The organism is uncultured Campylobacter sp., assembly GCF_963517995.1.
Taxonomy (GTDB): Bacteria; Campylobacterota; Campylobacteria; order Campylobacterales; family Campylobacteraceae; genus Campylobacter_A.
Genome location: NZ_CAUQHQ010000070.1, coordinates 1 through 12253, shown reverse-complemented (window position 1 = coordinate 12253; position 12253 = coordinate 1). Strand labels below are relative to the sequence as shown.

Annotated in this window: 18 protein-coding genes; 15 read left to right on the top strand and 3 right to left on the bottom strand. The window is 45.3% G+C overall.

What is annotated here, in order from left to right; translation table 11 throughout:
• The 8 genes from RYL88_RS08005 to mrdA form a co-directional block, all read left to right on the top strand.
• On the top strand, positions 1-279 hold a 279-nt coding region (locus RYL88_RS08005), incomplete at its 5' end, for an SPOR domain-containing protein (protein ID WP_314990414.1).
• A 1-nt stretch (position 280) separates the two neighbouring features.
• Complete coding sequence (hisB, locus tag RYL88_RS08000; RefSeq protein ID WP_314990412.1) at positions 281-844, top strand: imidazoleglycerol-phosphate dehydratase HisB; 564 nt, start codon at positions 281-283, stop codon at positions 842-844.
• Positions 841-1329 (top strand): HAD hydrolase family protein, encoded by a 489-nt coding sequence (locus tag RYL88_RS07995; RefSeq protein ID WP_314990410.1) that lies wholly within the window; start codon positions 841-843, stop codon positions 1327-1329. The genes hisB and RYL88_RS07995 overlap by 4 nt, the downstream gene beginning before the upstream one ends.
• Positions 1320-1859, top strand: a complete 540-nt coding sequence (gene lptC / locus RYL88_RS07990; RefSeq protein ID WP_314990408.1) for an LPS export ABC transporter periplasmic protein LptC — start codon at positions 1320-1322, stop codon at positions 1857-1859. The genes RYL88_RS07995 and lptC overlap by 10 nt, the downstream gene beginning before the upstream one ends.
• Positions 1856-2335, top strand: coding sequence for a lipopolysaccharide transport periplasmic protein LptA (gene lptA, locus RYL88_RS07985; protein WP_314990407.1), 480 nt, complete (start codon positions 1856-1858; stop codon positions 2333-2335). Before lptC ends, lptA begins: the two co-directional genes overlap by 4 nt.
• Positions 2332-2955, top strand: coding sequence for a ribosome biogenesis GTP-binding protein YihA/YsxC (yihA, locus tag RYL88_RS07980; protein WP_314990406.1), 624 nt, complete (start codon positions 2332-2334; stop codon positions 2953-2955). Before lptA ends, yihA begins: the two co-directional genes overlap by 4 nt.
• 136 nt (positions 2956-3091) lie before the next feature.
• The gene (locus tag RYL88_RS07975; protein WP_314990405.1) at positions 3092-3577 is read left to right on the top strand and encodes a hypothetical protein; all 486 of its coding nucleotides are present in this window, start codon (positions 3092-3094) and stop codon (positions 3575-3577) included.
• Positions 3574-5418, top strand: coding sequence for a penicillin-binding protein 2 (mrdA, locus tag RYL88_RS07970; protein ID WP_314990404.1), 1845 nt, complete (start codon positions 3574-3576; stop codon positions 5416-5418). Before RYL88_RS07975 ends, mrdA begins: the two co-directional genes overlap by 4 nt.
• A gap of 117 nt (positions 5419-5535) precedes the next feature.
• Here the strand turns inward: mrdA and RYL88_RS07965 are convergent, their stop codons facing one another.
• Together RYL88_RS07965 and mscL are read right to left on the bottom strand one after the other, a co-directional pair.
• Positions 5536-6174, bottom strand: coding sequence for a Crp/Fnr family transcriptional regulator (locus RYL88_RS07965; protein ID WP_304345661.1), 639 nt, complete (start codon positions 6172-6174; stop codon positions 5536-5538).
• A gap of 8 nt (positions 6175-6182) precedes the next feature.
• Positions 6183-6590 (bottom strand): large-conductance mechanosensitive channel protein MscL, encoded by a 408-nt coding sequence (gene mscL, locus RYL88_RS07960; protein ID WP_297967586.1) that lies wholly within the window; start codon positions 6588-6590, stop codon positions 6183-6185.
• Between the two features lie 124 nt (positions 6591-6714).
• Here mscL and gltX point away from each other — a divergent pair, with 124 nt between their 5' ends.
• Genes gltX through RYL88_RS07945 form a run of 3 tightly spaced genes read left to right on the top strand, consistent with a single transcriptional unit; the run spans position 6715 to position 9915 of the window.
• The gene (gene gltX, locus RYL88_RS07955) at positions 6715-8016 is read left to right on the top strand and encodes a glutamate--tRNA ligase (RefSeq protein WP_314990403.1); all 1302 of its coding nucleotides are present in this window, start codon (positions 6715-6717) and stop codon (positions 8014-8016) included.
• Entirely contained in the window at positions 8013-8300 is a 288-nt protein-coding gene (locus tag RYL88_RS07950; RefSeq protein WP_314990402.1) for a YggT family protein, read from the top strand. The genes gltX and RYL88_RS07950 overlap by 4 nt, the downstream gene beginning before the upstream one ends.
• Positions 8284-9915, top strand: a complete 1632-nt coding sequence (locus tag RYL88_RS07945; RefSeq protein WP_314990401.1) for a lytic transglycosylase domain-containing protein — start codon at positions 8284-8286, stop codon at positions 9913-9915. Before RYL88_RS07950 ends, RYL88_RS07945 begins: the two co-directional genes overlap by 17 nt.
• Here the strand turns inward: RYL88_RS07945 and RYL88_RS07940 are convergent.
• A complete protein-coding gene (locus RYL88_RS07940; RefSeq protein ID WP_314990400.1) occupies positions 9821-10315 on the bottom strand; it encodes a hypothetical protein in 495 nt (164 codons plus the stop codon). The genes RYL88_RS07945 and RYL88_RS07940 overlap by 95 nt on opposite strands.
• A 100-nt stretch (positions 10316-10415) precedes the next feature.
• Here RYL88_RS07940 and mobB point away from each other — a divergent pair, with 100 nt between their 5' ends.
• The 4 genes from mobB to RYL88_RS07920 form a co-directional block, all read left to right on the top strand.
• Positions 10416-10898, top strand: coding sequence for a molybdopterin-guanine dinucleotide biosynthesis protein B (gene mobB, locus RYL88_RS07935; protein WP_122862095.1), 483 nt, complete (start codon positions 10416-10418; stop codon positions 10896-10898).
• Positions 10895-11749 carry a class 1 fructose-bisphosphatase gene (locus RYL88_RS07930; protein WP_314990399.1) on the top strand — a complete coding sequence of 285 codons (855 nt, stop codon included), beginning with the start codon at positions 10895-10897 and terminating at the stop codon, positions 11747-11749. The genes mobB and RYL88_RS07930 overlap by 4 nt, the downstream gene beginning before the upstream one ends.
• The gene (locus tag RYL88_RS07925) at positions 11746-11964 is read left to right on the top strand and encodes a hypothetical protein (protein ID WP_314990398.1); all 219 of its coding nucleotides are present in this window, start codon (positions 11746-11748) and stop codon (positions 11962-11964) included. Before RYL88_RS07930 ends, RYL88_RS07925 begins: the two co-directional genes overlap by 4 nt.
• A gap of 17 nt (positions 11965-11981) precedes the next feature.
• Positions 11982-12253: class I tRNA ligase family protein (locus RYL88_RS07920; protein WP_314990397.1), on the top strand; the 272-nt coding region annotated here is incomplete at its 3' end.

Here is a 12253-nt window from a genome sequence, read left to right as displayed (position 1 = left end):
CAAAGTTCGGGTATAGCTAAAACCCAGCAGCAAAGTTTTGTCGGCGGAGTCTTTATGGTGCAAATCGGCGCGTTTAAAAATTTAAGCGGCGCAAATGCGCAAAGACAACAATACGCTGGCAAATACGGTAATGGAGCATACGATACGGTTATAAAGTCTTACGAGCTTGACGGAGGTAAGGTATATAGAGTGTTTATAGCCGGCTTTAGAAGCGAGGACGAGGCTAAAGACTTTATAAATGCCGGCCATATTGCGGGCGCGTTTTTCGTGAGAGAATAAAATGCGAAGAAAAACTAAAGAGACGGATATTAGCCTAGAGCTTGAAATTTACGGTAGCGGTAAAGCCCAGATATGTACCGGTATAGGATTTTTCGATCATATGCTTGATGCTTTTTGCAAACATGCGCTTTTTGATATGAAGCTTGTCTGCAAGGGCGATTTGCACGTAGATTTTCATCACAGCGTGGAGGACGTAGGTATTGTTATCGGACAAGCTTTAAGAGAGAAAATTTATCCGCTTAGCGGAGTTGAGAGATTTGGCGAGGCGACAGTAGTTATGGACGAGGCTGCGGTAAACTGCGCGCTTGATCTTTCAAATCGCCCGTTTTTAGCCTATGAGAGTATAAACGAAGGCAAAGTCGGCGAATTTGACGTAGAGCTAGCGAATGAATTTTTCCAAGCCCTAGCGTTTAATGCTGCAATTACGCTACATATCGCTAAAATCCGCGGACGAAACTCTCATCATATCTTGGAGGCTAGCTTTAAAGCCTGCGCCGTCGCGCTAAGAAGGGCTTTAACCAAAAACTCCAGAGTCGGCGTACCTAGCACGAAAGGCGTGCTATGATAGAGATTATATTTTTAGACGTAGACGGTTGCCTAACCGACGGCAAGATCGTTTATAGTCCTAACGGCGACGAGCTTAAATTTTTTGACGTCAAGGACGGATACGCCATCGAGAGCTGGCTAAAGCTTGGCAAAAAAGTCGCGATTATCACCGGCAGAAGCTCTCCAATCGTCGAAAAAAGGGCGCAGGATCTAAAAATAACGCACGTCTATCAAGGCGTTAGCGATAAACTTCAAACCGCAAAACAGATACTGAAATTTGAAGGGCTGGAGTTTGAAAACGCTGCGGCTATAGGCGATGATTATAACGACTACAAGCTGCTAAAAAGCGTCGGATGGAGCTTTAAACCAAAAAACGCGATCAAAGAGCTTGAAGTAAAAACGAAGCTTAATCACAAAGGCGGTAACGGTGCGGTGCGCGAGATGATAGAGATGCTTATAGACAGCGAAGGCTTAAGGCAAGAGTGGGCTAAACGTTGGTTATAAGGATATTTTATATCGTCGTTAGCGTTTTTAGCGTAGCGATGGTTTATTTAGCGATTGAGGAGCCTTATTATAGCGAGCTCTTAAAAGGCGGCGAAGTTAGCGCGGATATGCAGATGAACGCGGTTACCGACTACGAGATAAACGCCACGACGGTAAATGCTAGATACGAAGCCGATACGTGGAATAGATACGCCGAATTTGACGAGTTTATAAAATTTAGGGCAGAAATCTTTAAGGATAACAAGGAGCATAACGTTAGCGCAGATAAGGCATTTTATAACGGAGGTCGCATTAAATTTAAAGGTAACGCTAAATATGCTAATAGCGAAAAATTGACGTTTTTCTCGGACGAGGTCGTTTATAGCACGGCGACGAAAGTAGCCGCGACCGAGATGCCTTTTACGATGACGCGCGACGAGGATAAGGTAGTCGGCAAGGCTTTGGTTTACGATTTTGAGCTAAAAAAGGCTTATATCAAAAAAGCGTTTGCCTTGATAGAACAAGATAGAAAGAAACGGGACGAAAAATGACGAAAATAGATTTGATTAAAAAGACGGTTTTAGTTTTGGCGCTTAGCGCTTTACCGCTTTTAGCAGAGCAGGTGGAGATCACAGCGGACGAGTTTTATGCTGACGAAGGCAAACAAATAAGCGAATTTAAAGGCAATGTAAATATTAAAAAAGGCAAGGATACGCTCACTGCAAATTTGGTAGTGATATATTTCGACAAAAAGCGAAATCCGCTAAAATACGTCGCTTCCGGCAACGCCAAATTTAGAGTATTTATCAAAAATAAAACATACGACGGTAGCGGTAGCGAGCTTGTTTACGAGCCTGCGCCAAATTTATATACGATAAATGGCAACGGCTTTTTGCACGAGATAGAGACTGATAAAAAAGTCTACGGCGAAAAGATCACGGTCAATCAAAATAGCGGCACGTATAACGTAAATAGCGGCAAAAAAGAGCCGGTCAAATTTATATTCCAAGTCGAGGACAAAAAGTGATCCGCGTTTTAAACGCAAAATTTCTTATCTCGGCGCCCGACATCTCGCTAGCTCCGCCTGCAAACTCTAGCGAAGTGGCGTTTCTAGGGCGCTCAAACGTGGGCAAAAGCAGCCTCATAAACACTCTCGTAAACCAAAAAAGCCTAGCCAAGAGCAGCTCGACACCGGGCAAAACGCGCCTCATAAATTTTTTCGAGGTCGAGTATGCGCGTGGCGTCAAAAACGAGCAAGGCGAGCCAAGCGAGGAGAGGGCAAATTTGACCTTCGTCGATCTGCCGGGCTTTGGATACGCAAAAGTTGCCAAAAGCATGCACGCGCAGTGGAAAAAAAACCTCGACGAATATCTAAAATTTAGAGCCAATATTAAACTTTTCGTGCATCTCATCGACTCGCGCCAGTTTGATATGCAAATCGATAGGGACGTAAACGACTATTTGCAAAGCTTCCTGCGCCCCGATCAAAAAATTTTAAATTTCCTCACAAAATCAGACAAGCTAAATCAAAGCCAAAAAAGCGCGGTTTTAAAAGTCTATCCGGGCGCACATTTCGTTTCGGCGCTTAAAAAAACGGGCGTAGAAAAGGCAAATGAGCTTATATATCTAAACGCACTGGGGCTGTAATGAAATCAAAAAGCCGCAGGCAAATTTTGGCATTTTTACCATCAAATTTTCTAGCCAAATTTACAAATTTAAGCAGCCAAAAAGCTAAGTTTATAAATTTAGCTATAAATTTATAACCATGCAAACGAGTGCGGCGATGCGAAGACTGGGCGCAGAGAAGCGATTTTTAAAACAGCTTGCTTGGGTGGCTTTTCTCATCGTTTATCAGAGCCTAACGACTATATTTACATATCTGCCGCCTCTTATGGGGATATTTTTTACCTACATGATTATGCTAACCTTGCAAAAACAAAAGACGCTCAAAGAGTTTGGCAAGGAGTGGTATTTTTGTCTGTTTTACCTCACTTTTGCCGAGCAGGCGCATGGATTTGCGCTATTTTCGGCGGTGATTGCGTTTATGCTTTTTTATCATTTTATGTCCGACTGGCTCATCGTTACGCTAAAATCAAGAGAGCTTTTGGCGGCAGGATTCGTCGCTAGCGGTTATGTTTGGACTTGTGCTACTAGCTCTTTTATCTCTTACGCGGCAAATTTGCCGATGCTAAAATTTGACTACGAATACCTGATCTACGTCGGTGTAGAGTCTGTTTTAGCGGTGATTTTGTTTAGGGGGCGCTTATGAGGATGCGTATAGTGTTTGGCATCATATTTAGCGTCTGGGTGCTTTTGCTGGTGCGCGTTTATTACCTTAGCGTCAAATCAAACGACTTTTACGAGGAGATCGCCGAGCAAAATGCGGTAAAAACGCAGTACCTAGCTCCGGTGCGCGGACTGATTCTAGATGCCAAGGGCCGTCCTATGGCGGTAAATCGCCTCGGCTTTTCCGTCGCTTTAAAGCCGCACCTGAGCGGCAAGAGGGCGGAGATTTTAGACGCCGAGCTTGCAAATTTACAAAATTTATTCGAGGACTTAAACGTCACGAAGCTAAAGCGCGAATACGTCAAGGCCGACTCCCCTTATAATCAAGATTTTATCCAGATTATCGATTTTATGGATTACGATAAGATGATACCGCGTATAGCCGAGCTCTCGCTGCGAGAAAATTTAGAGGTCAAGCCGGCATCCAAGCGCCACTATCCATACAACAACCTAGCTTCGCACATCATCGGCTACGTCGGTCGCGCAAACCAGCAAGACGTTGAGTCCGACCCCGTCGCAAAGCTAACCAATCACACGGGCAGAAGCGGCACGGAGCGCTTTTATAACTCCGTCTTGCAGGGTCAAGAGGGCGTGCGAAAGGTAAAAGTAAACGCGCTAAATCAGGAGGTCGAGGAGATATCCGTGAGCTACCCGCAAAGCTCGGACATCTCGCTTACGATCGACCTTGAGATGCAAAAATACATCGAGGAAATTTTCGGCGATAACGCGGGCGTCATCATCGTGATGGACGTGAGAGACGGCTCGATACTGGCTGCGGGCAGCTTTCCAGAGTATGATTTAAATCCGTTTGTTACGGGTCTTTCGCAGGCTAAATGGGACGAGCTTGTTAAAAGTATCGATCATCCATTCACAAACAAGCTCGTAAACGGCCTTTATCCGCCGGGTTCGGTTATAAAAATGGGCGTGGCGATGGCGTTTTTAGATACTGGCAAGATGAGTCGCTCCGATGGGTATTTTTGCTCGGGCTCGTTTGAGCTTGGAGGGCGAAATTTCCGTTGCTGGAACGTCTACGGACACGGTTTTATGGATATGAACTCGGCCATCCGCGAGAGCTGCGACGATTATTTTTATAAAGGCAGCTTAAAGGTCGGTATCGACGCTATAACCCCGGTTTTAGAGCGGCTGGGGTTTGGGCAAAAGAGCGGCGTGGATTTGCCTAACGAATTTGTCGGTATCGTGCCTGGACGCGAGTGGAAAATGCAAAAGTACGCCCAGCCATGGTATCAGGGCGAGACGCTGATCACTTCGATCGGGCAGGGCAACTTCCTCGTGACGCCGATGCAGGTGGTGCGCTATACGGGCATACTAGCGACGGGGAAAAATATCGTCCCGCATTTTTTACGTAGCGTAAACGGCGAGGAGGTTAAATTTGAGCCTACCGATGATATTCTCACGCCGTTTGAGAAAAAGCAGTTGCCGTATGTCCAAAAGGCGATGTATGAGGTCGTAAATCATAAAAAAGGTACCGCGCATAAATATTTTAAAGAGGCAAAACTCACGCTAGCGGCAAAAACGGGTACCGCGCAGGTCGTGGGCATCTCGCAGGCCGAAAAAAAGCGTATGAAAGAAGAGGACATGGAGTATTTGCGCCGCTCGCACGCGTGGGTCACGACTTACGGGCCGTACGAGGAGCCTCGTTATGCCGTTACCGTTATCATCGAGCACGGCGGACACGGCGGTCTGGCTGCGGGACCTCTCACGGCTAAAATCTTTAATAAGTTACTAGAAATGGGCTATATCGATAAAAAATACGAAATCACTTCGCTAGCAGATACCGAAGCTGCGCAAAAGAAGAAAAATTAAAATTCCGCGTTTAAATTCGGGGTTAAATGACGTCAAATTTGATCAAATTTCTAAAATTCTAGCGGATTAGTCGAGAAGTAAAATTTGAGTTAAATTTATGAAATCGGTAAGCCGAATTTATCCCTCAAACATCTCCGAAAGCTCGCTTGTAGCGATATTTACGATTTTATTATTTGCGTCTAGTTCGATCAAATTTTGGGTTTTAAATTTAGCTAAAATCCTTGAAAACGTCTCAGGGGTGATGTTTAGGATGGAAGCAATTTTGATGTGTTTTAGCTCGTTAAAAAGGTCGGCGTGGTTAACGAGAAATCTCGCGACCTTTGCCTCGGAGTTTAGCACGAGCTCTTGATGTATCAGCTCGCTTGCGATTTTTAGCTTTTGCGAGAGCGATTTTATGATTTGTAGTGATACGCGCGGGTTGGATAAAAACTCGGCGTAAAATTTATCGTAGTCGATTTTTAGCACCTCGCCGCCCGTTAAAAATATCGCAGTCGCCGGAAATTTGATATTTTCAAAGTTGGCAAGCTCTGCTACGAAGCTAATCCCGTTAAATTGATGCATAAAAATCTCTTTGCCTTTGGGGCCGATTTTATAGAGCTTGAGCGAGCCTTTTATGAGGAGGTGGAGCCACTTTGACTCCTCGCCCTCCATAAATAAAAACTCGCCCTTTTTATACTTTTTTAGGATGCTGATATCTTCTAGCCTTTTTAACTCGGCCTCGTTTAGCCCCTGAAAAAACGGGATTTGCTCCAGCATTTGCGCTCTTATTTATTTTTTAAAAGATCTCTGATTTCGGTTAGAAGCGCTATATCCTCAGGCACCGGCGCAGGCTCCTCGGCTTTTGGCTCCTCCGCTTTTGGTTTTTTGAGCGAATTTATAGCCTTAACGACGCAGAAAATACAAAACGCGATAATCGTAAAATCGACCATCGTTTGTATAAACGAGCCGTAGTTTACGGTTACGGCAGCCGTATCGCCGACCGCGTCTTTTAGCGTAAATTTTAAATCCGTAAAATTTACGCCGCCCGTTAGTACGCCCACGATAGGCATGATCACGTCGCCTACTAGTGAGCTAACGATCTTACCGAAAGCCCCTCCGATCACGACTCCCACGGCCATGTCGATGACGTTGCCGCGCATTGCGAATTCTTTAAATTCCTTGATGAAACTCATCTTTTTCCTTTAAATTTTAAAATTAGATATCAATTATATTTATTTTAGCTTCACAAAAGATAAAAAAGCGAGGTTAAATGCCAAAAATGCTATAATCGCCCCAAAAATCAATAAGGAAACAAAAATGTATCGTTTTGCGCCGTCGCCTACAGGCGATATGCATCTGGGAAATTTAAGGGTTGCGATCCTAAACTACGTCTGTTCGCTCCAGGATAAAAGCGGCTTTATCATCCGTATCGAGGATACCGACAAGGAGCGCAATATCCCCGGAAAAGACAAGGAAATTTTAGAAATTTTAGAGCTTTTCGGTATAAAATGGGACACGCTTTATTATCAAAGTAAAAATTTGAAATTTCACCGCGAATTTGCGGCAAAGCTTTTGATAGATAAAAAGGCATTTTCGTGCTTTTGCACCGAAAGCGAGCTAGAAGCTAAAAAAGAAGCCGCCAAGGCTAGAGGCGAAGCCTACCGCTACGACGGGACGTGCGAGCATCTAAGCGATAACGAAGTGCTAAATAACCAAAAACCTTTCGTCGTGCGCATGAAAAAGCCGTTAGACACGATGAAATTTAAGGACGCGATAAAGGGCGAGATAAGCTTCGAGCCCGAAAACGTCGATAGCTTCGTGATTATGCGGGCTGATTTTACGCCGACATATAACTTCGCCTGCGCGGTCGATGATATGCTGGAGGGCGTCACATTCGTCATCCGCGGCGAGGATCACGTCAGCAACACGCCAAAGCAAGACCTTATCCGCGAAGGACTAGGCTATACGCAAAAGATAAACTACGCCCACCTGCCTATCATCCTAAACGTCGAGGGCAAAAAAATGAGCAAACGCGAGAACGAAAGTAGCGTAAAATGGCTGCTCTCGCAAGGCTTTATGCCGGAAGCCATCGCAAACTACATCGTCTCGCTAGGCTACAAGGCGCCTGTTGAAATCTTTACGATAGAAGAAGCCGCGCAGTGGTTTGATATCTCGAAGGTTTCGGCGTCTCCGGCTAAATTTGACGTCAAGCAGCTTGAGCACATCAACCGCGAACACATCAAAAGAGCAAGCGATGCAAGACTAGCCGCGCTAATGGGCATAAAGCCCGAATTTGCCCCGCTTGCTAGATTTTACACACAAGAAAGCAGCCTTCTAACCGAGATCAAAGCCAAGGTCGATGCGATTTTTGCGACCAAATTTATCCCGGATGAGTTTAAGGCGGGCTGCGAGGCTATAAAAGCCGCCGCCGCTTCGTTAAATTTGAGCGAATTTAGCGAATTTAACGAGCTAAAAAAAGCCCTCATGGACGCCACGGGGCTAAAGGGTAAAGGCTTTTTTATGCCGCTTAGGATTTTGCTCACGGGAGCAGAACACGGCCCCGAGCTTAGCGAGCTATATCCGCTCATCAAACCGTATCTAAAGGAAATTTTACGATGATATTTTCGGTATTTTTAGAAGCAGTCGGCAGTATCCTGCATATCGTTATCAGCGCCTACACGTGGATCATCATAGGCGCTGCGATCGTAAGCTGGGTGCGCCCCGATCCCTATAATCCCATCGTGCAGCTGCTCTACCGCCTCACCGAGCCCGTCTATGCCGCCATCCGCCGCGTGATACCGACGGTTTTTGGCGGTATAGATATAGCGCCTATTATCGTGCTTTTGTCGCTTCAGTTTATAGATAGATTTTTCGTAAGGCTTATGTTTGCGTACGCTGCTTAAATTTATTCTGCCTGCGATTTTTGCGGCGGCGGCGTTTGGTGGAGTTAAGAGCTTTGAGGAGATAAAAGACGAGCCTAAGGGGCTTGCTAAGGATTACTACTTTTACCGTCTTTTAACCGAAGGCGACTACACTAAGGAGCAGGCGCAAATTTTAAATAAAGACGTCTTTCGCCGAGCGGGCGTGCTAGCAAAGAAACTAGCCGAAATTTTACCGCCCAAAAAGACCAAAGGAAACTGCGATAGCGTAAGCGCGAAAAATATCCTAGATGCCAACGTAACCTGCCAAAAACAGCGCCTCAGAGTGCCTTTTATGATGAAGCTAAAAAAGGAGACGAGGCAAAAGCTAGCGGATAAATTTAAAGACTCCGATCCGCTTCTTTATCGGCGCTTGATCTCGCTAAACGAGAAGCACCCCGAGGATGAATTTGCCAAATTTAACGATACGGACGCGTTTTTGGTTTATTTTAACCAGTCCTCGCACAAGGATAAATTTGATAAGGTATTTGACGCAAATTTTATAAATTTGCTCGCGGCTAAAAAAGAGTTTCACGCTCTGGCAAACGATTTAATAATCGATAAAAAATACGCTAAATTTAGGCAAAATTTTCTCGCAATAAAAGACTCCGAGCTTGCCGGCAAGGACGCCTTTATGCTCGGCATCAATGCGGTTTTGTTAAATTCTCTAAAAGACGCGACGAGATTTTTTGCTAGAGCGCAGGCCGCCTTTGAGAGGCAAGACCGCAAGGATAACGCAGTATTTTGGCTATATCTGCTAAGTCATGACAGAAGCTATCTTGAGAAGCTAAATCAAAGCCGCGACGTAAATATCTACACGCTCTACGCAAACGAGCTAACGGGAGCAAGTCCCGCCGTAAACATCGTCACGCCGACGCCTACGAAAGAAAAGGTAGCGGACTACGATATAAAAGATCCGTTTTTATGGCAAAAAACCTTTAAAATGATAAAAGAGATGAGCGCGCAGGACGCCGCAAAGCACTCCGAAACTTTTAACACCAAAGAGACGCTAGGTCAGTATGCCTATCTGATGGAAAAAGCAAGCGGCTACAAGGATAGTTACTTCGTCATGCCGTTTGTAGAAGAGCTAGAGGACGTAAACGCGACTAGAAAAGCGCTTCTTTACGCGATCGGCAGGCAAGAGAGCCGCTTTATCCCGGCCGTCATCTCGACTTCCTATGCGCTTGGTATGATGCAGTTTATGCCGTTTTTGGCTAACCATATCGGCAAAAAAGAGCTGCAAATCCCAAATTTCGATCAGGACGATATGTTCGACCCGCGTCTTGCGTTAAAATTTGCGGATCATCATCTAAATTATTTGGAGAAATACCTCTACCATCCGCTTTTTGTCGCTTACGCGTATAACGGCGGTATCGGCTTTACTAAGAAGATGCTTCAGCGAGGCGACCTTTTTAACGAGGGCGAGTATGAACCGTTTTTATCCATGGAGCTAGTACCCTTTGCCGAGAGTCGCGACTACGGCAAAAAGGTACTCGCAAACTATGTTATTTACCTAAGGCTTCTCCGTTCCAGTACATCGATTTCGACACTTTTTGAAAGCTTAAAGACGCCTTCTTTGACGGATAAATTTCGAAAGTAAGGTTGATTTTATCGCTTTTGATCTCTGGGGTGCTGACCTCGAAATACTGGGCCCACGGAACCTCAAAGCTAACTTTTTGCAAAAGCGGATCGTTTGCGGCTAGGCGTCTAACTAGGATGCCTTGCTGCAAACCGTTTGCCGCAAAGCTCTCCTCTAAAATTTTAACTTCTTTGGGATGCACGGCTACGATGAATTTCTCTCTTTTTTGTTCGTCAATCAGCTCGCTATAGATCGGATTTAGATAGGTCGCGACGATTAGGATGTTAGTCTTTTCATCTATGATCTCAGACTTGCTCGTGTAGGCCAAAAGCTCGTTTTTTAGCGGTTCGTGGATATATTTTTTGTCCGCGCAACCGACTAACGCCAAAATAAAACTTAAGAAAAATACGCTCTTTTTCATTTTAAAACCTCTTTAAATTTGGTGCTATTTTAGATAAATTTTGCTTTTAAAAAGCCTAAATTTGCTATAATCGGCGTAAATTTTGAAAATTCGGAGAAAAATGAAGAAAGCGGCAATGGCTTTTTCGGGGCCTTCAAATAGCGGTAAAACCACGCTTATTTTAAAGGTCGCCAAAAAATTTATAGACGACGGCCTAAAAGTCGTGATCATCAAGCACGACCCGGGCGATAAGGCGAGATTTGACGTCGAGGGCAAGGATAGCTATAAATTTAGCCAAATAGGCGCCGAGGTAGCGGTCATGAGTCCGACGCGCACGACCTTTTTCTCGCAAGAGAGCAAGAGCGTGGAGGACGTCGTAGCGATGGCGGGAGAGTTTGATTTGCTACTAGTCGAGGGGCTAAAAACTCTGCCGCTGCCGCGTATCAGCGTGTTTAAGGATGAGATAAACGAGGATTATCTTAGCTTTTCAAACGCGATCGCAAGCTATAAAAAAGACTACGAGATCGATAAACCAAACTTCGATCTAGACGACACGCAGGCTATCTGCGAGTGGATACTAAAAAACGCAAAGGTTTTAAAATGAACGAAATTTTTGAAACGATTAAAAAAATCGCGGTAAAAATCGGCGAAGAGATAAAATACGCCGATCTAGGCTATACAGATCACGCCAACGCCACGGGCGATACGCAGCTAAAACTAGATGTGAGAAGCGACGAGATCATCACGGCCGAGTTTTCAAATTTAGCTTGCGTAAAAGCGCTCGTTAGCGAAGAAAAAGAGGATATGCTGGCGCTAAACGATGGCGCGAAATTTATCGTCGCCTACGATCCGTTAGACGGCTCTAGCCTAGTGGACGTAAATTTTTCTATTGGCTCGATTTTCGGCATTTACGAAAACGAACTAACTCCGCAAAATCTAAAAGCAGCCGCCTACGTCGTTTACGGCCCGCGCCTTGAGCTCGTTCTTTGCACGGATAGAACCGCGCCGGCGTTTTTTCGCTTGGATAAAGACGGCGAGTTTAGGTTTATCAGATACCTCGCTCTAGCTCAAAAAGGCAAGCTAAACGCCACCGGCGCTACGCAAAAAGGCTGGAGCGAAACTCACGCTAAATTTATCCGCGAGCTGTTTTTGCAGGGATATCGCCTCAGATACTCGGGCGCCATGGTGAGCGACCTGCATCAAATTTTACTAAAAGGCGGCGGGCTTTTTAGCTATCCTGCCACGACCGACGCGCCAAATGGCAAGCTAAGAGCGCTATTTGAGGTGCTGCCGTTTGCCTTCATCTACGAGCGCGCAGGCGGCGCTACTAGCGACGGATACTCGGCAACGCTTTTTGATATGAAAGTGGAAAAAATCCATCAAACCACGCCTTGCTTTTTCGGCTCCAAAGACGAGATAAATTTACTGCATAAATTTTACGGAAGCGTGAAATGAGCGAGCATGTCGTAGAGCATGATGTAGCTCAGAAAGATGAATTTGAGCTGGAGCTTGATCGCCAAAGAAAAATTTTACAAGCTTGCCAGCGCGAAAAAGGTCTAAACTCGTGCTTTGCCTGCGAGACGATGTTTGAGTGCAAAACCCGCAAAAACTACGTAGATGCCGTATATAGCTCGATGTCCAAAGGCGACGGCGGCGGATTTGATTTTTAAATTTAAAAAGGAAAGATATGAACACGACTTATATTACGACTCCGATTTATTACGTAAACGACGTGCCGCACATCGGACACGCATACACGACCGTGATAGCAGATACTGTAGCGAGATTTGCGAGGCTAAAGGGCGATGATACGTACTTTATGACCGGTACCGACGAGCACGGGCAAAAGATCGAGCAAGCCGCCGCAAAAAAGGGCTACACGCCGCAAGCCTACGCCGATGAGATAAGCGCGAAATTTAGGGAGTTGTGGGATAAATTTGAGATCAGCTACGATCATTT